Annotated in this window: 20 protein-coding genes and 1 pseudogene; 15 read left to right on the top strand and 6 right to left on the bottom strand. The window is 56.8% G+C overall.

The features are described from left to right. The first annotated feature begins 146 nt into the window (after positions 1 to 146). From ATB98_RS22650 to ATB98_RS29795, 14 genes and pseudogenes are all read left to right on the top strand, one after another. Positions 147 to 467 carry an iron-sulfur cluster assembly accessory protein gene (locus ATB98_RS22650; RefSeq protein WP_066877733.1) on the top strand — a complete coding sequence of 107 codons (321 nt, stop codon included), beginning with the start codon at positions 147 to 149 and terminating at the stop codon, positions 465 to 467. A gap of 113 nt (positions 468 to 580) precedes the next feature. Beyond that, positions 581 to 1,783: a cysteine desulfurase NifS gene (gene nifS, locus ATB98_RS22645; RefSeq protein ID WP_066877730.1), complete on the top strand. Its 1,203-nt coding sequence runs from the start codon at positions 581 to 583 to the stop codon at positions 1,781 to 1,783. A 100-nt stretch (positions 1,784 to 1,883) separates the two neighbouring features. After that, on the top strand, positions 1,884 to 2,246 hold the full coding sequence (gene nifW, locus ATB98_RS22640) for a nitrogenase stabilizing/protective protein NifW (RefSeq protein ID WP_066877728.1): 363 nt from the start codon (positions 1,884 to 1,886) through the stop codon (positions 2,244 to 2,246). Positions 2,247 to 2,425: 179 nt separating this feature from the next. Further along, a complete protein-coding gene (locus ATB98_RS22635) occupies positions 2,426 to 3,277 on the top strand; it encodes an electron transfer flavoprotein subunit beta/FixA family protein (RefSeq protein WP_066877726.1) in 852 nt (283 codons plus the stop codon). 17 nt (positions 3,278 to 3,294) lie between these two features. Then, a complete protein-coding gene (locus ATB98_RS22630; RefSeq protein WP_066877723.1) occupies positions 3,295 to 4,407 on the top strand; it encodes an electron transfer flavoprotein subunit alpha/FixB family protein in 1,113 nt (370 codons plus the stop codon). 11 nt (positions 4,408 to 4,418) lie between these two features. Beyond that, a complete protein-coding gene (locus ATB98_RS22625) occupies positions 4,419 to 5,726 on the top strand; it encodes an FAD-dependent oxidoreductase (protein WP_066877721.1) in 1,308 nt (435 codons plus the stop codon). Between the two features lie 13 nt (positions 5,727 to 5,739). After that, positions 5,740 to 6,033, top strand: coding sequence for a ferredoxin family protein (locus ATB98_RS28210; RefSeq protein WP_084435709.1), 294 nt, complete (start codon positions 5,740 to 5,742; stop codon positions 6,031 to 6,033). A gap of 208 nt (positions 6,034 to 6,241) precedes the next feature. After that, positions 6,242 to 7,891, top strand: coding sequence for a nif-specific transcriptional activator NifA (nifA, locus tag ATB98_RS22620; RefSeq protein ID WP_174551913.1), 1,650 nt, complete (start codon positions 6,242 to 6,244; stop codon positions 7,889 to 7,891). A 222-nt stretch (positions 7,892 to 8,113) separates the two neighbouring features. Further along, positions 8,114 to 9,595 (top strand): nitrogenase cofactor biosynthesis protein NifB, encoded by a 1,482-nt coding sequence (gene nifB, locus ATB98_RS22615; protein ID WP_066877719.1) that lies wholly within the window; start codon positions 8,114 to 8,116, stop codon positions 9,593 to 9,595. A 34-nt stretch (positions 9,596 to 9,629) separates the two neighbouring features. Then, positions 9,630 to 9,824, top strand: a complete 195-nt coding sequence (locus tag ATB98_RS22610; RefSeq protein ID WP_066877717.1) for a 4Fe-4S binding protein — start codon at positions 9,630 to 9,632, stop codon at positions 9,822 to 9,824. A 79-nt stretch (positions 9,825 to 9,903) separates the two neighbouring features. Further along, positions 9,904 to 10,227 carry a nitrogen fixation protein NifZ gene (locus ATB98_RS22605; protein WP_066877880.1) on the top strand — a complete coding sequence of 108 codons (324 nt, stop codon included), beginning with the start codon at positions 9,904 to 9,906 and terminating at the stop codon, positions 10,225 to 10,227. After that, complete coding sequence (gene nifT / locus ATB98_RS22600) at positions 10,224 to 10,445, top strand: putative nitrogen fixation protein NifT (RefSeq protein WP_066877715.1); 222 nt, start codon at positions 10,224 to 10,226, stop codon at positions 10,443 to 10,445. The genes ATB98_RS22605 and nifT overlap by 4 nt, the downstream gene beginning before the upstream one ends. A 289-nt stretch (positions 10,446 to 10,734) precedes the next feature. Then, on the top strand, positions 10,735 to 11,016 hold the full coding sequence (locus tag ATB98_RS22595; protein ID WP_066877712.1) for a hypothetical protein: 282 nt from the start codon (positions 10,735 to 10,737) through the stop codon (positions 11,014 to 11,016). A 66-nt stretch (positions 11,017 to 11,082) separates the two neighbouring features. Then, positions 11,083 to 12,033: pseudogene (locus ATB98_RS29795) on the top strand (AbrB family transcriptional regulator); the annotation flags it as partial. Here the strand turns inward: ATB98_RS29795 and ATB98_RS30590 are convergent. The 4 genes from ATB98_RS30590 to ATB98_RS22575 all read right to left on the bottom strand — a co-directional run bounded on the left by ATB98_RS30590 (position 11,945) and on the right by ATB98_RS22575 (position 16,416). After that, entirely contained in the window at positions 11,945 to 12,322 is a 378-nt protein-coding gene (locus ATB98_RS30590; RefSeq protein ID WP_153435854.1) for a MucR family transcriptional regulator, read from the bottom strand. The pseudogene ATB98_RS29795 and the gene ATB98_RS30590 overlap by 89 nt on opposite strands. 402 nt (positions 12,323 to 12,724) lie before the next feature. Then, positions 12,725 to 13,753 (bottom strand): LLM class flavin-dependent oxidoreductase, encoded by a 1,029-nt coding sequence (locus ATB98_RS22585; protein WP_066877710.1) that lies wholly within the window; start codon positions 13,751 to 13,753, stop codon positions 12,725 to 12,727. A gap of 411 nt (positions 13,754 to 14,164) precedes the next feature. Further along, a complete protein-coding gene (hisC, locus tag ATB98_RS22580) occupies positions 14,165 to 15,271 on the bottom strand; it encodes a histidinol-phosphate transaminase (protein WP_066877708.1) in 1,107 nt (368 codons plus the stop codon). Positions 15,272 to 15,942: 671 nt separating this feature from the next. Continuing rightward, positions 15,943 to 16,416 carry a DUF2867 domain-containing protein gene (locus ATB98_RS22575; RefSeq protein ID WP_066877706.1) on the bottom strand — a complete coding sequence of 158 codons (474 nt, stop codon included), beginning with the start codon at positions 16,414 to 16,416 and terminating at the stop codon, positions 15,943 to 15,945. A gap of 471 nt (positions 16,417 to 16,887) precedes the next feature. Here ATB98_RS22575 and ATB98_RS28195 point away from each other — a divergent pair, with 471 nt between their 5' ends. Beyond that, on the top strand, positions 16,888 to 17,337 hold the full coding sequence (locus ATB98_RS28195; protein ID WP_084435726.1) for a DUF3846 domain-containing protein: 450 nt from the start codon (positions 16,888 to 16,890) through the stop codon (positions 17,335 to 17,337). Positions 17,338 to 17,796: 459 nt separating this feature from the next. Here ATB98_RS28195 and ATB98_RS30145 read toward each other — a convergent pair whose 3' ends face one another. After that, entirely contained in the window at positions 17,797 to 18,117 is a 321-nt protein-coding gene (locus ATB98_RS30145; protein ID WP_234781994.1) for a Gfo/Idh/MocA family protein, read from the bottom strand. Then, positions 18,059 to 18,679: a Gfo/Idh/MocA family protein gene (locus tag ATB98_RS30140; RefSeq protein WP_234781992.1), complete on the bottom strand. Its 621-nt coding sequence runs from the start codon at positions 18,677 to 18,679 to the stop codon at positions 18,059 to 18,061. Before ATB98_RS30140 ends, ATB98_RS30145 begins: the two co-directional genes overlap by 59 nt. Positions 18,680 to 18,761: the final 82 nt, after the last annotated feature.

Genomic DNA, 18,761 nt, shown 5'->3' with positions numbered 1-18,761 from the left:
TCAACTCGGCAATGTCGGCATTCTGACGGTGTCACACATGCGACACCTCTGTGTTTGGATGGGGTGTTGTTTTGGAACGGTTTTTCTGTTGGCACGCCAGGTGCATCGCTTTTCGCAAGCGCAACTCGGAACCAGGGGAAAGGTCCATGATAACGCTCACCGACAGTGCCATTGCCGCAATAAAGTTTGCGCTTTCAAAGGCTCCCGAGCCGGCGACTGGATTACGCATCAAAGTGCAAGCGGGCGGCTGCTCTGGTTTCAAATACCACCTGGGCTTGGAAAGCGAGTCACGAAACGGCGATGCTGTCATTGAGGCGGGAGGGGTGAAAGTATTCGTAGACTCAGACTCTCAACCTCACGTCGGCGGCATGACAGTCGATTTCACAATGGATGTGAATTCACCCGGATTCATCTTCGACAATCCCAACGCGAGCAAGAACTGCGCCTGCGGGAAGTCCTTTAGCTGACCGGGCAGAACGAGAATACGAGATCATCATGAAAAAGGATCAAGAATGCTGCATCAGTGCTGGTGTCCCAGCGTGCTCCTGGCGTCATTTCAGTAGGAGGAGGGCCATCCTGGATGTCGATCTATCTCGATAACAACGCAACGACACGTGTCGATTCCGAAGTTCTCCAGGCAATGCTGCCGTTCTTTGCGGACCAGTTTGGCAACCCCTCGTCGATGCACGACATTGGCGCCGCTGCCGGCGCAGCGATGAAGACGGCGCGCCAGCAATTGCAAGCGCTGATCGGTGCCAAGTTCGACCACGAGATCATCTTTACGTCGGGCGGGACCGAAAGCAACAATACGGCGATTCTTTCAGCGCTGGAGGTGATGCCCGAGCGATCAGAGATCGTCACTTCAGCGGTTGAACACCCGGCGGTGCTAACGCTCTGTGGTCAGCTTGAAAAAACAAGAGGAATCAAGGTGCACCGGATCCCGGTCGATCAACATGGCCGACTCGACCTCGACGCCTATCGGGCCGCCCTCACCCATCGTGTGGCAATCGTCTCAATTATGTGGGCGAACAACGAGACCGGGACGATCTTCCCCGTGGCCAGGCTTTCTGAGATGGCCAAGGAAGTCGGCGCAATTTTCCACACTGACGCAGTGCAGGCGATCGGTAAGCTTCCGGTGGACCTGAAATCGACCGCAATCGACATGCTGTCGCTCTCCGGTCACAAGTTCCATGGCCCGAAAGGCGTCGGCGCACTCTACATAAAGAGCGGCGTGCCCTTTCACGCACTCATCAAGGGCGGGCGCCAGCAGCGCAACCGACGCGCGGGCACAGAGAACACGCCCGGAATTGTAGGCTTAGGCAAGGCAGCCGAACTCGCCTTGGAGCGCATGGACGAGGAAAACACATGGGTGAAATCGCTCCGCGATCGTTTGGAGAAAGGACTTCTCGAACGCGTTCCCAAGGCCTTCGTCACCGGCGATCCGCTCGCGCGGTTACCTAACACGACAAATGTGGTCTTCGAGGGCATTGGCAGTGAAGCCGTTCAGTTTCTGCTCAATCGCCACGGCATCGCCTGCGCGTTTGGCTCCGCCTGCAGCTCTGGCTCCTCACGGCAGAGCCATGTTCTCGAGGCGATGAACCTTCCCGACGCTGCGGCACTCGGCGCAGTTCGCTTCTCCTTTTCACACTTCAGCCGCGAGGAGGATGTCGATCAGGTACTCGAAGTGATACCTGGAATTGTGAAGAAACTTCGCGGTTCGTTTCCATTCCCTGCGGTAGGTGAAAGGCGGAGGATAGACAACTCCACGGCCGCAGCAGGCTGATCATTTTACGGGAACGGTTTGAGAGGTCCGCCGGCGGGTCGTCTTCAGCGTCTAGCAGCAGCTGGGACCAGCCAACTAATCCCACCTATAGGAGAATGCAATGACTTGTGATGGCGAGGCCGTTTCGAGCGACGCAATTTTCGCGCGGCTAAAGAGCTTGTCGACTGCCGAGGAATTCTTTGAGGCCCTTGACGTTTCCTATGAGCCGAAGGTGCTCGACGTCTCACGGCTCCACATCATGAAACGCATGGGACAGTACATGGCTGAGGAGAACTTTTCCGATCACCGCGCCCGTGTGCGCGACGCGCTGGAACGCGCCTACGCGGATTTTGCGACTTCTTCGCCACTTTCACATCGGGTGTTCAGAGTGCTTGAGCAACGCGACCCGACTAAAACTGCCGCGCCAGGGCAGACGTTTGTACCGTTGGAATCCGTCCTGAAGTCTTTCGGAAGCGACAAGTGAGGTTGGTTTACGACATATGACGTCTCCAATTCGACAAGACTGTCAGAAATCCGATCGTGCAGAAACGAACAATGCTTAAATTCCAGTCGGTTACTGACAGTCATGTGGTTGGCACGATTGGTGCTTTGAAGACAGCCGAAACCTTCAGGCCCAAATGCGATCGGAGCTAAAGAGACCTCATGCACATTGTAGTCTGTATCAAGCAGGTACCGGACTCAGCGCAGATACGCGTCCATCCGGTGACGAACACGATTATGCGCCAAGGCGTGCCGACCATCATCAACCCTTACGACCTGTTTGCTCTCGAAGAGGCCCTCAAAGTGCGCGACCATCACGGCGGCGAGGTCACGGTGCTCACCATGGGTCCGCCCATGGCAGAGGAAGCACTGCGCAAGGCACTCACTTATGGCGCAGACCGCGCGGTACTCCTGACTGACCGTCACTTTGCCGGCTCTGACACGTTGGCGACTTCATTCGCCCTTTCTCAGGCAATAGCGCAGATTGGCAACAGCTTTGGCACGCCCGACATCGTCTTCACAGGCAAGCAGACAATCGACGGCGACACCGCCCAGGTCGGCCCTGGAATAGCAAAGCGCCTGAACCTCGTGCAGTTGACCTATGTTGCGAAGATTACCTCCATAGATCTCAGCGCGCGAGCGATTACGGTCGAGCGCCGCTCGGAAGGCGGCACGCATGTTCTGAAAAGCAAATTGCCTTGCCTCATCACCATGCTAGAGGGTACCACTGTCATTCGCCGGGGCTCACTTGATGACGCCTTGCGCGCAGCGCGCAGCGAGATCGTCAAGTGGAGCGCGGTGGAAGCCGGCATCGAAGACATCACCAAATGCGGGCTACGCGGTTCACCGACAGTCGTCAAGCGCGTCTTCGCTCCTACCCCGCGAGAACAAAAGGCGGTGCAGATCGACACCACCGAAAAGAGGGTGCGCGACATAGCTGACGAGCTGGTCGCGTCCATTTTCACTCATCAGCCGGCACTGCAACACGAGCTCTCCTCTGCTGGTAGCGCGTGACGAGATAGGAGCAGATAATGGGAACTCGAAAAACTAAAGCACCGCCACCCGCTGCGCTCGGCCGAGCCAGCACCAAGAAGGACCTTCCTGACCACTTCAAGAACTACCGGCATGTCTGGGTTTTCATCGAGCTGGAGCGCGGTCAGGTCCACCCGGTCTCGTTCGAGCTTCTCGGCGAAGGCCGCAGACTCGCTGACCAGCTGGGCGTGCAGCTTGCGGGTGTTATTCTCGGGCCGCCGGGAGATTCTACCCGGCATGCTGTCGCTGAGGCCTTCGCCTATGATGCCGACCTGGTCTACCTGGTCGAGAAGCCGCTACTCACCGATTATAGAAACGAGTCTTTCACCAAAGCACTAACAGATCTCGTCAATACCTATAAACCCGAGATTCTGCTCCTCGGCGCGACGACGCTCGGTCGGGACCTCGCCGGTTCCGTAGCGACCACACTGCTGACGGGGCTCACAGCCGACTGCACTGGACTTGATGTAGATGCCGACGGTTCCCTCGCAGCCACCCGGCCCACATTCGGCGGCTCCTTGCTTTGCACCATCTATACGCTCAATTGCCGTCCCCAGATGGCAACTGTGCGACCAAGGGTCATGCGCATGCCACAGCGGTCAAACAAGCCGGTCGGGCGGGTAATCCGGCATGACTTGCGGATGCTCGAGGATGAGATCGTCACGAAGGTGGTCGGTTTCCTATCCGATGGCCAATCGGAGAACGCTAATCTCGCCTATGCGGATGTAGTGGTTGCCGGCGGGCTTGGACTCGGCGCTGCTGACAACCTGCAGCTCCTGAAGAATCTCGCGCAAACGATCGGCGGCGATTATGGCTGTTCTCGGCCGTTAGTGCAAAAGGGTTGGATGGCGGCTGATCGGCAGATCGGCCAAACTGGCAAAACGATCCGGCCGAAACTCTATATAGCGGCTGGGATATCAGGTGCAGTCCAGCATCGCGTTGGCGTCGAGGGAGCTGATCTCATTGTCGCTATCAACACCGATCCGAACGCGCCAATCTTCGATTTCGCCAATATCGGTGTTGTCGCCGACGCGGTTAGTTTTTTGCCGGCGCTGACGGAAGTTTTCATCAGACGGTTGGCACCGGGCAATCATATCAGACTAGTGAACTGAGGTAAGACCCTATGTCCAAGGAGAAATTCGACGCCATCGTCGTCGGCGCCGGTATGTCTGGAAACGCGGCTGCTTACACGATGGCAAGTCGCGGCCTAAAGGTGCTGCAGTTGGAGCGCGGAGAGTACCCGGGCTCCAAGAACGTCCAAGGCGCCATACTGTACGCCAACATGCTGGAGACAATCATTCCGGATTTTCGTGATGACGCACCTCTTGAGCGGCATCTAATCGAGCAGCGTTTCTGGCTGATGGACGATACGTCGCACACCGGAGTGCACTACCGCTCGGACGACTTTAATGAGCCGACGCCGAACCGCTACACGATCATTCGCGCCCAGTTCGATAAGTGGTTTTCGCGCAAAGTGCGCGAGGCCGGTGCGACAGTTCTGTGCGAAACGACGGCGACGGAGCTGGTTCTCGATGGCGGGGGCAAGGTGATAGGCGTACGCACCGATCGTGCTGGTGAAACCATCCACGCGGAAGTGGTCGTCCTCGCAGAAGGTGTCAACGGCCTCCTCGGCACGAGAGCAGGATTTCGTAAGGTGCCGAAACCCGAGGCCGTGGCACTCGCTGTCAAGGAAATGCATTTCCTGCCGGAAGAGGTCATCGGCGAGCGCTTCGGTCTTACCGGCGATCAAGGCTGCGTTATTGAAGCGGCTGGGACAATCTCGCGCGGAATGGCCGGATTGGGATTTCTTTATACCAACAAGGAATCAGTCTCACTCGGTATCGGCTGCCTTGTCTCCGATTTCGCAGCGACCGTGGAAAGTCCATACACCCTTCTTGACGCCTTCAAGGACCATCCATCAATCCGCCCGCTACTTGCGGGCTCGGAGGTTAAGGAATATGCGGCGCACCTCATTCCGGAGGGTGGGTACAAGGCAATTCCGCAGCTCTTTGGAAACGGCTGGGTTGTGGTTGGTGACGCGGGGCAGCTTAACAATGCCGTGCACCGCGAGGGCTCTAATCTCGCCATGACGTCGGGTCGCATCGCCGGCGAGGCGATCTCCATGATCAAGAGCCAAGGATGCCCGATGGCCCCGGAGAACCTCTCCCTTTACAAGGCCATGCTGGACAAATCTTTCGTTGTAAAAGATCTTAAAAAATACAAGGACATGCCCGCCCTGCTCCACACGAACTCACGCAACTTTTTTATGACGTACCCGCAGCTGCTGTCCAAGGCGGCGCAAAATTTCGTGCGCGTCGACGGCACACCCAAGATCGAGAAGGAAAAAGCGACGACGGCCGCTTTTGTCAAGGCACGCTCGCGATGGGGACTGTTCAGCGACGCGGTCCGCTTGGCACTTGCTTGGCGCTAAAGGGAGAAATGAGATGACAGCTCCAGTCGTTCGCATCGAGGACAGGCTTTACCAGAACCGCTACCTGGTGGACGCGGGGCGGCCACATATCAAAGTGCGACCGCATCAATCTCCCAGCGCAAACTTGCTCGCACTGACGCGGATCTGCCCAGCCAAATGCTATGAGGTGAATGAAAACGGTCAAGTGGAAGTTACTGCTGATGGGTGCATGGAGTGCGGTACATGTAGGATATTGTGCGAAGCAAACGGTGATATCGATTGGAGCTACCCACGGGGTGGATTCGGTGTCCTCTTCAAATTCGGTTGACCAGCAGCCGACTCTAGTCCGCATGAAACCAAACCGGTGGGGCCAAAAGCATCTCGCTTTTGTCGAGCAAGACGGCTACATTCGCGTACTCTCAAGTGCCGATGTAAGCACCTGATAATATTAGCATCGCAGTATGTTCTCATGGGAGCATAAGCGGTCCGGACGGTGTTTCCAGGCTGAAATGCTGCACAACAGGCTCAATGAGGGTATGACTGAACGATCCGCTCAAACCATGCACAAACCGGATTTCTGGGGCAGCGGTATCTATCGGATATCGAAAGTCTTGATCGGTCCAGACAGTCTCGAGACCAAGCTTGCCAATGTCATTAAGGCCCTTTCCGCAATTCTCCCAATGCGGCGCGGCGCAATCGTGGTTCTGAATGCTGGAGGAGCGCCCGAGATGGTTGCGACGCTCGGCGTGGAGCAAGCATCGCAAGGCGCTCGCTGCATTCCGGCGAAGCCTGCAATAGACAGAATCGTCGCCAAAGGCGCGCCTCTGGTCGTACCGGACACTTGCAAGTCAGACCTGTTCCAGGCGGAGTTCGAAACCAGCTCGAACGCCACAGGCCCAGCAACCTTCGTGGGCGTCCCGATGAAGGTCGATAACGAGACGCTTGGAACACTGTGGATCGACCGCGCCAAAGATGGCAGCACCAGGATACAATTTGAGGAAGAGGTGCGTTTCCTCTCCATGGTTGCCAACCTTTCGGCCCGGGCCATTCGGCTGGATCGGCACCTCAGCCGCGATGGCCAGCCAATCGTGGGTGAGGAAGGAACTCGCAAGACGAGTTCAGGCGAAAAGGAACTGCCCGAATCTGCCCGACAACGCCCTACAAAAATCGATTGGATTGTCGGGGAAAGCCCTGCGCTCCAGCAGGTAGTTGAAAGCGTCAAAGTCGTTGCAACAACCAATTCTGCGGTGCTTCTCAGGGGCGAAAGCGGCACGGGCAAGGAGTTCTTTGCAAAGGCCATCCACGAGCTTTCACCTCGGAAAAAGAAGCCCTTCGTGAAGTTGAACTGCGCCGCGCTGTCTGCAGGCGTTCTGGAATCGGAATTGTTCGGACATGAAAAGGGCGCCTTTACCGGGGCCATCTCTCAGCGCGCAGGCCGTTTCGAACTGGCGGACGGCGGAACGCTGCTGCTCGATGAGATCGGCGAGATTTCGCCGGGCTTCCAAGCGAAACTGTTGCGCGTCTTGCAGGAAGGTGAGCTTGAGCGAGTCGGCGGCACAAAAACACTCAAAGTTGACGTTCGACTCATATGCGCCACGAACAAAGACCTAGAAGCGGCAGTCGCGGATGGGGAGTTCAGGGCCGACCTCTATTACCGAATCAATGTGGTACCCCTATTTTTGCCGCCTCTCAGGGAGCGAAATGGGGATATTCCACGCCTTGCGAGGGTTTTCCTCGACCGATTCAACAGGGAAAACAATCGCGATCTCGCGTTCGCGCCGGCTGCGCTCGAGCTCTTGTCGAAATGCAACTTTCCCGGCAACGTGCGAGAGCTTGAAAACTGCGTCCGGAGGACCGCCACTCTCGCGGGTTCGGAGGCGATCGTTCCATCAGATTTCTCCTGCCTGAAGGACCAGTGCTTTTCTTCAATGCTCTGGAAAAGCGCTGACCGTCCACTTGGGGGCAATACGCTCAGTGGGTCGGTCGAATCGCCGGTCAGCCTCGGTTACTCCAATGGACCGGCCGGCTTAACGGTGGCACCACATCTAACGGACCGCGAGCTGCTAATCGGTGCGATGGAGAAGGCCGGCTGGGTTCAGGCAAAGGCAGCTCGGATCCTCGGCCTCACACCGCGGCAAGTCGGCTATGCTTTACGTCGGCATCGTATACAGGTGAAGAAAATCTAAGTCGGCGAGCCCACGTATCCTGTGGCGTGACCAACCCCCTCTTCCTCAGGCACGCGGGTCTGTCCAATTTGGCCGCTTGTTGTCGCGACTTCGACAAAACTGCGTCGGAGCAATTGGCCCAAATCGAACACGAAACGCCAAGCTCTTGAAATCGCCATCTTATTTGGTTGGCACAGCGCTTGCATTTCCGACAACGATCTTACTCGCCAATGGAGCTGTTCGATGAGCGCACCGATAATTTCGCTTGAAAGCCTGACCAACACGACATCCTCTGGGCAGTTGCTGACAACCGCGAAATCCGGTGGCTGCGCATCCTCGTCCTGCGGCTTGTCTTCAAGGCCAACCGATATGGATTCGGCTACCTGGGAGAAGATCAAGGATCACCCATGCTTTTCAGAGGAAGCGCACCACTATTTTGCCCGTATGCACGTCGCAGTCGCACCAGGCTGCAATATCCAATGCAATTACTGCAATCGAAAATATGATTGCGCCAACGAAAGTCGGCCTGGTGTTGTCTCGGAAAAGCTGACACCGGACCAGGCGCTGCGAAAGGTGATTGGGGTCGCCAACGAAGTGCCGCAGCTTTCCGTTCTCGGCATCGCGGGTCCGGGCGATGCTTGTTACGATTGGAAGAAGACAAGGGCGACTTTCGAACGCGTCGCTAGGGAGATCCCCGACATCAAGCTATGCATTTCCACCAATGGACTTGCCCTGCCGGAGCATGTCGACGAGTTGGCGGAATTGAACATCAGCCACGTGACGATCACCATCAACATGGTTGACCCCGCAGTCGGCGAGAAGATTTACCCGTGGATTTTTTATCGTCATCGCCGCTACACCGGCATAGGCGCTGCCAAAATCCTGCATGAGCGGCAGATGCTGGGACTTGAGATGCTGAGCGAACGCGGCATCCTAACCAAGATTAATTCGGTGATGATCCCCGGCGTCAATGACCAGCACCTGATCGAAGTCAACAAATGCGTCAAGGAGCGCGGCGCATTTCTGCACAATGTCATGCCGCTGATCTCCGACCCGGCACACGGAACCCGTTTTGGCCTCACTGGACAGCGCGGCCCAAATGCGCTCGAGCTGAAGGCGCTTCAGGATCGTCTCGAAGGCGGGGCCAAGCTGATGCGTCACTGCCGACAGTGCCGCGCCGATGCAGTCGGCCTTCTCGGCACCGATCGTGGCCAGGAGTTCACGCTCGACCAGATTCCGCTCGAACTTGGCTACAACGGTGGCAAGCGTCATGCCTACCGTGAGGTGGTCGCACACATACGCGATGACCATTTGGCAGCCAAGAACCAGGCGATTGCAACGCTTGCATCTATGAGCGTGCGCGGGTCGCTTCAAGTGGCTGTTGCGACGAAGGGGGGCGGACGCATCAACGAACACTTCGGCCATGCGAAGGAGTTCCAAGTTTACGAAGCCTCGCAGACCGGGATTAAATTTGTGGGGCATCGCAAAATCGAGCCGTATTGCCGTGGGGGCTGGGGCGAGGAAGGCACCCTCGGTGGCATCATTGCTGCACTCGACGGCATAGATATCGTGTTGTGCGCCAAGATCGGAGATTGCCCCAAGCAGCAGCTCATGGAAGCTGGGATCCGGGCAACGGAGGCCTTTGGCTATGATTACATCGAAACCGCGATCAGCGCTCTTTACGCCGCTGAGTATGGCATCGATCTATCGCAGGCAACAGCTTGAGCTCGCCTATCCAAACACAAACAGGAGTTGATTAATGGCCTTCAAAATCATCGCATCCCAATGCACCCAATGCGGTGCCTGCGAGTTCGAATGTCCTTCCGGCGCCATCGAGTTCAAGGGAGACAACTACGTGATTGATCCTGATAAGTGCACCGAATGCGAGGGAGTTTTCGAGGAGCAGCAATGCGCCTCGGTATGTCCGATGCCGAAGACCTGCGTGCCAGCTTAAGCGCCGAATGCAATGGCCGGCTTACGCGCGCGGACGGCCTTGAGTCTTCTCTGTAACCGCAACGATGAAAGGAATGGCGATGGGTCTTGGACGCGAAGAGGAGGTCGAAATCCATAATCCTCCGCGGTTTAGGCCGGGTGAGCGGGTTTGTGCCACACGTCACATCAAAAACGACGGCACCTATCCCGGGAAAGAAATCGGAGCAAGCCTCGTCAGGAAAGGCGACGCGGGTTTTGTGCGCGATGTGGGGACCTTCCTCCAGCAGTTTTACATCTATGCCGTCGAATGGATTGATCGCGGCATTGTCGTTGGGATGCGTGCGCGTGAACTGACGAGCCTCGACCAGGTGCCAAGCCTGGCAACTGCTGAGTGCAATTATCGGAGCGAAGGAAACGCCAGATGAAAGTAACAATTCGCAGAACTGGCAATGGCTTATCGGCGTATGTTCCCAGGAAAGATCTCGAAGAACCGATCGTCGAGGTTGAGAATGAAAGCCTATGGGGCGGCTTTGTGGTGCTTGCAAACGGCTGGCGGCTCCTACTGCCCGAGCTTCCGAAGGACACCCGTCTACCGGTCACCGTCGAGGCAAGGAAGATCGTGGATGAGATGCTGGCAAAGTAGCCCAATCGTCATAAAGCCAACACTGACTTCCGCGCGCTTCGTCGTCTCGGAGCAGCCGCGCCGAAAGTGACGTGACCCGGCGCGGATGAACGTGTGGCGTCGAATATGTCAGATCTGCTTGGTACCCTCTGGGCTCGTGCAGTGGAGCAACCGTTGTCCTTCGCCGCCGGCCGTCGTCGCCGGTGCGTCACTCTCAACCCCAACGACTCGCCGCAGTGCGCCTGCCGATCGAAGGGCCGCCTGAGACCTCGTTGCCGCAATCGGAGCCTAAGCTCCCAAGGAGTTCACCATGACTACCGCAATGGCAGCTGTCCTGCACTATGTGGAACTGAAGTCTAACGATCGCGGCGCGCCGACGACACCATTTGTCAAAGGCGAAGGTTCGACCAGCATAATCAAGGGCATGACCATTCCAATGGGCCTGCACAAGAGGAATTGCCAAGGTCGCGTGATCGGCGCCAGGCGATCGGACAAGTCGGCGGCGTCCACTGCGACCTTATCCCAACGAACTGAGACCTCGATCCGACCAAAGGCGCCGCACCGCTTCATCGACCCGCTCGGCAATGAATGACGCGAGGCTATATCGCACCGAACGTACTCATTGCGCGGGTGCGCGTCCTATGGCCGATGATGCGTGATGAGTAAGGACGGTGCGTCAGTTTGCAAATTTGCCCTCACTCTCGCGCTGGAAGCGCTTGGCGGCTGGGTGATGTGGCATTTCGATTTATCGCTCGCATGGGTCGCGGGCGCAATCATCGCCACCGGCGTGGGTGCGCTGTTCAGGTTGCCGGTGGCGATGCCTCCCTTCGCTCGACCGCCAATGACCGCTGCAATTGGCGCAACGCTAGGAGGGTCGTTCTCGCCTGCGGTGTTCCAGCATGCCGATGCATTGCTATTGTCGCTCGGTGGTCTAGCGGCGTTCGTCGCGGCCGAAGGCGCACTGGTCTACGTCTACTTCCGCCGTGTGGCCGGATTCGACCACGCCACGGCCTACTTCTCGGCAATGCCCGGAAGTCTCGTCGACATGGTTACACTCGGCCTGGAGCGTGGGGAGACGAGAAGATGATTGCGCTCGTTCAGGCCACCAGGATCATCTTGGTGGCACTTGTCTTGCCGTTCCTGATTTGGAGCGTTACCAGGGTCGCGCCGCATCGCACCGTGGCGGCTTTCGTTCCGCTCGCGAGCCTCCGCGCCAACGAGGTTTTGTGGTTCTCCGTGGCTGTTTTGCTCGGGGTGCCTACCGGAATCTTGCTGCGCCTGCCAGCGCGTTATCTGCTCGGCGCCATGTCGGCAAGTGCCATCATGCATCTTATGGGATTGACGCAATTCGAGCTGCCGACTGCGGCACGCGCTACGGCGCAGGTCGTCATCGGAGCAACCATCGGCTGCCGTTTCGCGTTTGCGCCGCCCAGAAGGATCACGGGAGTCATCGGCCTGTCGTTCGGTTCCACAATTCTGCTTCTGTCCGTGACGCTAGCCTTCGCGAGCGTTCTCCTGCCTCACAGGAGACCGGTTCGCCTCTCTCGTGCTCGCCTACTCACCGGGAGGTGTCGCCGAGATAAGCGTCGTTGCTCTGTCCCTTGGCGTGGAGGTCCCGTTCGTTGTTCTCCACCATATCGTCCGTCTCTTTCTGATAGTAGCGGGAGCGGGTGCTCGGCCACCGATTTCCTGATCGGCACTGCTGGGCGCCGCTTTCCGACGATAGGCTCCTCCTTGCTTTGGAATATTGGAGAGGCACTCCTCAGCGCCGCATGGGTTTGCTGAATCACATGCGGCAAATCGTCGATCGAGACGACATTGCGCATTAGATAAGCCGCGACGATCTTGCCGGCAAGCTTGAGTTGCCGCTCATTGGCGTTCGAACGCAGTTTGCGCATTACTCTTCTCCCGTCAATTTGTGCCTAGTAGAGTTCGGCCAAGTCAATGCAAAGGCATCCGACCGAATACTTGACCACCGGGTTAATCGAAAACGCAAGAAAGCGTCGGGCAACGGTGCGGTTGCCCCTCCAGCCTTGCCAATCCGTTTCATTGGCGTGGACTTTCATGCCCGCTCGCCGTACGTCACTATCGTATTCTGGTTGTTAAAACCAGTTCCCCTCTTCCTCCGCGCCTCGTGCTCGCTTCTTGATCGCGCATGGCGGCCATTCAACAATCAACTCGCGGATAAGGAACACCCCCGTTTCGGACCTGATCTCAATCAAGCATATGGGCTGCGCCACACATGGGGAGAGAAAGAAGTGCGTTTCCGCATATCTGAGTTCGGTCAGGCACCATGGTACTCAGCCAACCCAATCCATGACATCGGATTGAAGCGTCCTGGCGGTGTAAAGCGAAGCGTCCAAGGGCAGGTTCCCAAACGCGACCTGACAAAGGAGATAGTTTGCCCCCGCCTCTTCCACCTGATCGAATAGAGCCCGTCGGACAAAATCCGCCGTTCCCACTACGCACAATTCACTTTCGATTGCTGCATCGAAGCCCAGGGGCAGATTCGGTGGAACCGGGATTTCATTTAGGACGTACAGGAATTTGAAAGTTTCAAGCCATCGTTCGAAAGCAGGAGCGGCGAGCGAATATGCATGGTCTGCAGACTGCCCGACCACAATCATGCGAAGCAGTCCGAGGAATGGCGCCTGGTCGTTCGCGTCACTGTTGTGTCCTTTCTCGCAGCGGAAGGCGTCGGTGACCTTGCGGACGAATGAGGCAGGACCTAGAGACGCGATATTCGCGCCGTTTGCAGCGGCCCAGCGTGCAGACTCGGGTTTGTTGGTGGCGATCCATGTCGGCGGGTGCGGGCGTTGATGAGGCTTCAGGGTCAAAGGGACATTGTTTAGCTCAAAATGGTGGCCGCGGTAGGAAAGAGTGCCGCCCCTCATCGCCTCCATCAGGATTTCGCTGGCTTCGAGATACCGTCCTGGCACTGCGTCCGCACCAATCCCGAAGTAAGCTAGCTCGATCGGAAGGGAGCCGCGCCCTATGCCCAACTCGACCCTACCACCGCTCAAATGGTCAAGCATGCAGATCTCCTCAAATGCACGCAGCGGATGACAAAGGCTAAGCAGCATGGTGAGGGGGCCGAGACGAAGGTGGCGGGTGCGCTGTGCGACACTCGATAAGAACAGGTTCGGTGACGGGCCTCTTCCATGCGGCGAGCAATGGTGCTCCGCTACATGGTAAGCATAAAAGCCGAGCCGATCATACGCTTCCGCCAGCTTGAGACGGTCTGCGTATTGTCGTGCAACCGTATTACCGTCCTCGTCCAGATGGTCGAATATGCCGAAAGTTAGGTTTGAAGGAAGGGCTTTTCTCATTGAACTGTCTCCGACTTTGTTCCGGGAGCTCCGGACCTTGATCCAAGCGAACTTGGGGCCTTTCTTGGCCGGACATCACTAACGTGTTGAGTCTGACTTTGGGTAGCACCGGCGAGAGCCACATCGTTGAAGCTAACGACACTACGGGAACATGTCTTGCACGCTCGGCTGTTGCTCAACATCTTCAGTCCTATTGTCGGGGAAAGGTTCATCGCGTTCGCGGCTGTGTCCTGATTCGGCAGTTTGATGGCTGGAGAGCGTGACCTAAGAGACGTACGAGCTGGCTATGCAACTGCTTTCTCCCTAGGGAGTGGTAGAGCTGGTCAACACTGTGGGGAGATCTTGCGATCGTTGCTCTCTGTCTTGTTGCTGCGATCATTCGCACGCGCGACAGAACGGAATATGTAGGTGCTAAACGGCCGATCGTGGGGAGGTCTCAGCTCCCAAAATCTCATCGACAGCTTCAAGAAACGCATCCATTTGCGATTTTGTCCCGATGCTAACGCGAATGCAATCTTCCAGACCCTCATCAGGAAGGGCGGCCACGAGTATCTTTTTTTGCTTCAAGCAGGTTTGCCACCAAGTGCCGTCTCGCCCCGATGGCACACGGGCCAGCAGGAAGTTCGCATGAGAGGGCGTTACAGAGAACCCAAGTTGCGACAGTGCGAACCTCACGCGCTCTCTCTCAAACTTAATATGTCTGTGGTTTTCCTTGTAGGCGGTGCGGTGGGCAAGGATACTGACACCAACCGCATGGGCGATCACATTCATGTTGAACATGTTCTGGAGATTGCGCAGCCTGCCTATAACCTCAGGATGGCCGAAGCCGAAGCCAACGCGAATGCCGGCCGCCGCATAGCTCTTCGAAAACGTTCTTAAGATCAGAAGGTTCGAATAGCGGTCAATTAGACGGAGAGCGCTGTCAGGCGCAAAGTCTACATAGGCTTCGTCCAGTACGATCAACCGGTCAGATTGTGCGACGAGGCTTTCAATATCCGCAATCGGGACAAAAGTTCCGCTAGGGTTGTTCGGATTAGCCAAGAGAATGAACTTGGCCTCCTTTGCAGGACCGAAAAGCAATTTGTGTATCGGCAACGAACAAGACTCGCCGGATCTGATTTCTAGCAATCGAGCACCTTGCAGCAGCGTGAGCTTGTGGTTGTATGCAAAGCCAGGTGACAACATCGCGACGCTGTCACCCGGGTCAAGGAATGCTCTGTATAGGAGCGAAAGAAGTTCGGAGGATCCGTTGCCGGCGATCACCTGATCCAGGGAAACGTTATAGGATGCGGCAGCTGCTTCCCTCAAGCTGACGTTATCATCCTCCGGATATAGATACTGCCGTTCGAGAGCAGCAACAGCGCTCTGCATTACCGCTGCCGGCAAGGCAAATGGATTCTCGTTTGTGTTTAGTTTGACACACCCGGCATCTGGTGCCGCGCTGGAGGGAAGCGAATTCAGCTGTCTGTGCACTGTCGAAAGAGACGAAAGTACGCGTTGCAATTTTGCATCAGACATATATTCTCCCTTTCAGTCGCAGAGGGCAGTCGTGCTTTTACTGGCCTTAACCTGATGGAGTTTCTTCTATTACAGTCCTATCGCTTAGCAAAATCGTTTGTTTTCATCGCAGCTATTGATGTCATGGATACAAAGATGAACGATTAGGACGTCGATTACTCATATGTTGAGCTCGAAACAGGCCGTGGCTCTTCTTGAGCGCACCTGGGCCGAGCGCCTGTCTGGGACTTATGGTCTCAAACGCCGACAGCAAGCGGGGGCGTGACTTAGAGGCTGACTTGTGGTGCACCCACGGGGAAACGATCTCATGCTCAGCGACGTGGCGCGCGCCCCTGACGTTCGCCATTGCCTTGCGGTCGCTACGCCGCTTTGCGGCGGCTTGTGATCACAAAATCGCGAAAGCCGCGTGGACGAATTGAATCAGGGTTTCGGCTTTTTGGATCTTATTGAGCCTTTCCAGGAACCAGAATGATCAGGTTGTTTTCGTGATGCGCTGGTAGAGCGGCGCGACGATACGTTTTCGCGTTTAGTCAAGAAGACGGCGTATGGAGGCGCTTCGGCTGGCTGAGCCAGGCGGAACAAGCTTCTGAGGCCTGCTTCTAATCGCGCGTCGCTTTCCGGCTGGGCGGTGTTCGTCCGGCGCGGAGGCAATTCACTTGCCGTAAAGTGTTTTAGGCAGATCGTTCAACCGCCGTCAGCAAGGACGGGATAATCGCCTTATGGACGGGAATGGCAGCGGCAAGATAGAGCCAGCCCATGAAACTCCTGCAGCGCACCAGGGTGGTCATGCCGACAATCTGGCCATCAGCCGGCCCTTCACCGACCTCCACGACCAGGCGAAAAAGGAGGTGGCGGTCATCATACCCGAATACTGTCTGGCGGTCGTCGCTGTGCATTAGCGGGAGGCTGGCGACCAGGTCGGAATACCTCGTGTCCGCGGTTGCGCTCAGACCGAACAAAGGCACGAGGTGGTTTCGAAACATGAGAAGGCTTCGCACCCAGCGAGGTGCGCTTCCAAGTACTCGCCACGCCGCCTCAGCCGCTGTTATCCGTTCAGCCAAGACTAGGACTTCGTAGCGATCTGCCCAATCTGCTCCTGGGAGCCAAAAATTCGGCAGTCTTACGTCGGCCCTTCGTGGTCTCATGAGCGCTCACCTTTCGCCCTTACCGGTTCCGCCGATCAGGGCCGCTACTATGCGTTTGACGTACCACATAATTGCGCAGGAAGGCGGCGCGAGATAGCGGACCGGTCGCCGCAGTTCAGGGCCATTTGTCGCACAGGTCTGACGCGGACGGAAAGAGCGACAGCAATCGCGACTGTACGTCCGGCCGCGGTTCCAAGGTGCTGGGCCGCGAAATGCAGTACGCAGGCTTAGTAGCGGCTGCGGTACAACGCAGACATGACGAGCAGGCACCTATCTGGGGCATCAGGGCTCAAGTCCGCTTTTGCTGAGCCGCGAGGAACTCGTCGCGCATCCATAGCGCGAATGCATGCCATTAAAACAACCGATTTTGATTATCTCGCGGAACGGGATAGCCAAGCACCTGACTTGCACCAATCGCAGCTTGATCGGGTTGACCCGCGTGAGAGCGCTTCCACCGCGGGAGGGAGTAAGATGGAGAGTGTAGTTTACCTATTGGATCCGGAAACGGCGCTCTTTCGAGCCGTTGAGCTAGTCGGCGCCATCAGCGTTAAGCCGATTAGTGACTTGCTCGGTTGCAAGCTTACTCAAATGGTCCGCTTTGACGAGTCGCATTGGCTATTTGTAGATGCGGAAGGACTGCGGGAAGGGCTAACAGCCTTCACCATGTTTGGCCGATACCCACAGCCTCTTGGTGGGAAAATTGCTCTTGCCGGAACCGACGGAAGCGAGTCATATCATTCTCCATCGATAGATATTGGCGAGGCTGCTGCACATTTCCAGTGCTGCCGACCGGTCATTGATCCGGTTTTTGTCACAGATGATAATGTGCAGTCGAAGGGCCTTATCCCTGCAGGCGCCTTGGAGGATTTAAAAGTACGAATTGAGAGGCGCCCCCCTATGCCCGTACATGGAAGCGCCTGAGATACGCGATCCCGGAGAATAGCACTCCAGCATCATCCCAGAGACGTTCGCCGGGAAGTTCACGGCGAACCAATCAGTATGAATTTCCAGAAAACGATTCATCTTAGAGGCGACAAGCTCCACCTCATTTCGAGTTCCTGCGGCGTGCAGGAGCAGGATCGGTACTGCACTTTGCTTTAGTATCATCCGCAGTGCCCGGCACAGCGAGCCCCGCGGATGACATGGACTGCAAACGAATTCACTGCGTCATCGAAACCCAAGACCCACCGGATTCGTGGCTGTCGGCACAAGCGTCGATGAACAGCATGCCTTTAAGGCCATCTTCCACTCCGGAAAGCTCCACGCAATCTTTCGGGAGAGCGTATCCTGCGCGCCGGGCAGCGATTGCAAGGCCAGCTTCTGCATAGAGGTTTGCCCATGCATCCACCGCCGCTTCGCCGTGCCCCCGCGGAAGATGTATCAGGCCTTCCGCCTCGGGCAGGATTCCATGGCCGCGGAGGAAAATCTGCTCTGCTCCCCTAAGGGCACATAACGTAACACCTCGGGCTTTTCCTGATCCCAATCTAGCCCACCCATGTCGCCCCACACACGAATGCGGAGCCCGCAATATTGGCCCGGCGCTGCCTGCGTCACCCAAAGAATGCCAGGCGCACCATTCTCCAGACGGAAATTGACATAGGCTGTGTCTTCCACCCGCTTTGGAGCTCCACAGTTGTGGAACTCAGCCCTGACGCTCGCTATATTCTGTCCGGTAAATTGTATGCAGGAGATGGTAGGCATGCGTACCGATGTCCCCAATCGTTGACGTGCGGCCGACCTTCTCGGGATCGTGTCGCCAGATCGCACCCTTGCCACGATCGGGAACTGGACTTGTTGCCCACTCCTGAACATACTCCATGTGTGCCTGCCGGATGGATCCAACGGCCCCGTTTCGTATCATGTGCTTGGCCTGACGAACCATCGCGTGATGCGCATATGGGTAAGTCATGACCAGCACTCGACCCCTAGCTCTTTGAAGCTCCACGAGTTCTCGAGCATCGGAAACCGTCGTGGTCATGGGCTTGTCCAGTATTACGTCGATACCAGCCTTGAGGAATGCCGCCGCGATCCGATGGTGGGTCCAGTTTGGCGTGACGATGGAAACTGCTTCTATACCGTCGTCGCGCCCGGCTTCTGCTTCTGCCATTTCCTTCCAGTCGCCATACGAGCGGTCGGGCGCAATCATCCATTCTACGGCTGAGTTGCGCGCGTTATCCGGATCTGATGATAGAGCTCCAGCAACGACTTGCCAGTGATTCGACAGCCTCGCCCCAGCGAAATGCCATTGCCCGACAGAGGTCATCTAGGCTCAGGACTCATTAATTGAGATAGAAGCAGCATGTTGCGGCGATGAGGATAGCTGAGAAGAAGGTGTGGGCGCATCG

This window comes from Sinorhizobium saheli (assembly GCF_001651875.1).
Lineage (GTDB): Bacteria > Pseudomonadota > Alphaproteobacteria > Rhizobiales > Rhizobiaceae > Sinorhizobium > Sinorhizobium saheli.
This window is presented reverse-complemented; position numbering and strand designations above follow the sequence as displayed.

Excerpts from the sequence above, each read along its gene's own strand:
- ATB98_RS30140 (WP_234781992.1), bottom strand. The coding sequence starts at position 18,679 with ATGACCTCTGTCGGGCAATGGCATTTCGCTGGGGCGAGGCTGTCGAAT.
- ATB98_RS22610 (WP_066877717.1), top strand. The coding sequence starts at position 9,630 with ATGGCCTTCAAAATCATCGCATCCCAATGCACCCAATGCGGTGCCTGC.
- ATB98_RS22585 (WP_066877710.1), bottom strand. The coding sequence starts at position 13,753 with ATGAGAAAAGCCCTTCCTTCAAACCTAACTTTCGGCATATTCGACCAT.
- ATB98_RS28195 (WP_084435726.1), top strand. The coding sequence starts at position 16,888 with ATGGAGAGTGTAGTTTACCTATTGGATCCGGAAACGGCGCTCTTTCGA.
- nifW (WP_066877728.1), top strand. The coding sequence starts at position 1,884 with ATGACTTGTGATGGCGAGGCCGTTTCGAGCGACGCAATTTTCGCGCGG.
- ATB98_RS30590 (WP_153435854.1), bottom strand. The coding sequence starts at position 12,322 with ATGCGCAAACTGCGTTCGAACGCCAATGAGCGGCAACTCAAGCTTGCC.
- ATB98_RS22630 (WP_066877723.1), top strand. The coding sequence starts at position 3,295 with ATGGGAACTCGAAAAACTAAAGCACCGCCACCCGCTGCGCTCGGCCGA.
- ATB98_RS22650 (WP_066877733.1), top strand. The coding sequence starts at position 147 with ATGATAACGCTCACCGACAGTGCCATTGCCGCAATAAAGTTTGCGCTT.
- nifB (WP_066877719.1), top strand. The coding sequence starts at position 8,114 with ATGAGCGCACCGATAATTTCGCTTGAAAGCCTGACCAACACGACATCC.
- ATB98_RS22625 (WP_066877721.1), top strand. The coding sequence starts at position 4,419 with ATGTCCAAGGAGAAATTCGACGCCATCGTCGTCGGCGCCGGTATGTCT.
- hisC (WP_066877708.1), bottom strand. The coding sequence starts at position 15,271 with ATGTCTGATGCAAAATTGCAACGCGTACTTTCGTCTCTTTCGACAGTG.
- ATB98_RS22605 (WP_066877880.1), top strand. The coding sequence starts at position 9,904 with ATGGGTCTTGGACGCGAAGAGGAGGTCGAAATCCATAATCCTCCGCGG.
- ATB98_RS22635 (WP_066877726.1), top strand. The coding sequence starts at position 2,426 with ATGCACATTGTAGTCTGTATCAAGCAGGTACCGGACTCAGCGCAGATA.
- nifT (WP_066877715.1), top strand. The coding sequence starts at position 10,224 with ATGAAAGTAACAATTCGCAGAACTGGCAATGGCTTATCGGCGTATGTT.
- ATB98_RS28210 (WP_084435709.1), top strand. The coding sequence starts at position 5,740 with ATGACAGCTCCAGTCGTTCGCATCGAGGACAGGCTTTACCAGAACCGC.
- ATB98_RS30145 (WP_234781994.1), bottom strand. The coding sequence starts at position 18,117 with ATGCCTACCATCTCCTGCATACAATTTACCGGACAGAATATAGCGAGC.
- nifA (WP_174551913.1), top strand. The coding sequence starts at position 6,242 with ATGACTGAACGATCCGCTCAAACCATGCACAAACCGGATTTCTGGGGC.
- ATB98_RS22595 (WP_066877712.1), top strand. The coding sequence starts at position 10,735 with ATGACTACCGCAATGGCAGCTGTCCTGCACTATGTGGAACTGAAGTCT.
- nifS (WP_066877730.1), top strand. The coding sequence starts at position 581 with ATGTCGATCTATCTCGATAACAACGCAACGACACGTGTCGATTCCGAA.
- ATB98_RS22575 (WP_066877706.1), bottom strand. The coding sequence starts at position 16,416 with ATGAGACCACGAAGGGCCGACGTAAGACTGCCGAATTTTTGGCTCCCA.